Genomic DNA, 1703 nt, shown 5'->3' with positions numbered 1-1703 from the left:
CGCGAGCAGGAGCAGCGCGGCAACCGGTCTCATCGCACAGGCCTCCCGGAGGCGTCGAGGCGCGGCACAGCATATTGACCCAGCAGGGCGTCTATTTCGGCCTTGTGCCTGGCGAGAGCGCTGTTCACATCACCACGCAGCGCATCGTCCTCACGCCGAACGCCCATAGAGATATCGTAAATCATGGGCAGTTGCGGTCCGTCTATGCGCGGCGTGACGGGCGTGATGCGTAGCGGCACCCTCTGCTTCTGGGCGAAATAGCCGGCAAGCGGACCCCACACCACGGCGACGTCGATCTCGCCGCTCGCCACCGCGTCGACGATGCGCGCGGGCGGATTGGGAGCGGAGTAATCGCCATAGACGGGGTAGCCGATGAGGTGCCCGACGATGCCGCGGCGGCCAAGCGCCTGGACAGGAGGCGAGTTGGCGCCGTCGTCGCCGATGAGTTGAACGCCGATGCGCAAGTCGCGCAGCCGCGGGTCGTTGAAGGAGGTCACGTCCGGGCTGTCCTGGCGCGTCACGAAGACATAGGACGACCGATAATAGGGCGTGGTGGTGCGCAGCATTTCGAGATTGGCAGGCGTGCCGGGCACGAGGTCGCACAGTCCCGCCTTTAGCGTGTTGCGCACGAAGCCGCGGCGCTGCGCCCACCAGGTATAGGTCAGCTTGGCCCCGAGATCGTCGGCGATGATTTGCGCGATCCTGTTTTCGAAGCCCTGGCCGGCCGCGTTGGAAAAGGGCAAGTTATTCGGGTCGGCGCAGACCCTGAGCTCACGAGGGCCGGCCGTCGCCGGCAAGAGCAGCAAGGCGACCGCGGCGATGCCGAGCGCCATGCGCGTGAGCAGCTTCTGGGCCACGCCGTGGATCAAGCCGAATGCATCAGGGCAGACGGAACACATAAAGCGTGCCTCCCGCCGTGGTCGCGTTCTTCAGGTCCTTCATCGCATTGACGAAACCGAGCGCGGCGGTGGCATCGCGCGGGTCGAGGTCGCCCGAAACGATGGCGCCGGCCCAGCCGCCGACGCCGGACAAAACGGCGACATATTGGTGGCCATCCGGGCCACGATAGGTGATGGGTTGACCGATGATGCCGGACGAGGTCTTGAACTGCCAGAGCAGGTCGCCGGTCTTGGCGCTCACCGCCTTGAACCAGCCTTCCATCGTCCCATAGAAAACCACGTCGCCAGCGGTCACGACCGCACCGCTCCACACCGGGAAATTCTCCTTGAGGCTCCAGGCTGGTTTCTCGGCGGCGATATCCCAGGCGGTGAAGGCGCCGCGGTTGCCGCCCGGCCCGGGAATCATGCGCACGTTCATTCCGACATAAGGCGTGCCGGCGATGTAGTTCACCTCGACGCCTTCTTCGTCCATGCACAGATTGTTGTGCGGGATGTAGAGCAGGCCGGTCCTCGGCGAAAAGGCCGAAGGCTGCCAGTCCTTGAGGCCCGAGGCGGTCGGACAGATGTCGCGGATGACCTTGCCGGTACCCGTCAGCTTGTCCGGATTTTCCATCAATCTGCCAGTCTTGAGATCGACGCCCTTGCTGGAATTGACGGGGCCATAAGGTTTTGCAGACAGGACCTCGCCGGTGGCGCGATCAAGCACGTAGAGATAGCCGTTGCGTTCCGGGCGGACCAGCACCTTGCGCGGCTTGCCCTGCCAGTTCATGTCGAGCAGGACCTGCTCATTGATGCCGTCATAAT

Annotated in this window: 2 protein-coding genes; both read right to left on the bottom strand. The window is 64.3% G+C overall.

Annotated elements, in window-relative coordinates:
* Nucleotides 1-29: 29 nt before the first annotated feature.
* Nucleotides 30-833: a substrate-binding domain-containing protein gene (locus EOA24_RS37085; protein ID WP_189343369.1), complete on the bottom strand. Its 804-nt coding sequence runs from the start codon at nt 831-833 to the stop codon at nt 30-32.
* A gap of 46 nt (nt 834-879) precedes the next feature.
* On the bottom strand, nt 880-1703 hold an 824-nt coding region (locus EOA24_RS37080), incomplete at its 5' end, for a PQQ-binding-like beta-propeller repeat protein (RefSeq protein ID WP_145992572.1).

Source organism: Mesorhizobium sp. M2A.F.Ca.ET.039.01.1.1, from assembly GCF_003998035.1.
Taxonomy (GTDB): Bacteria; Pseudomonadota; Alphaproteobacteria; order Rhizobiales; family Rhizobiaceae; genus Mesorhizobium.
This window is presented reverse-complemented; position numbering and strand designations above follow the sequence as displayed.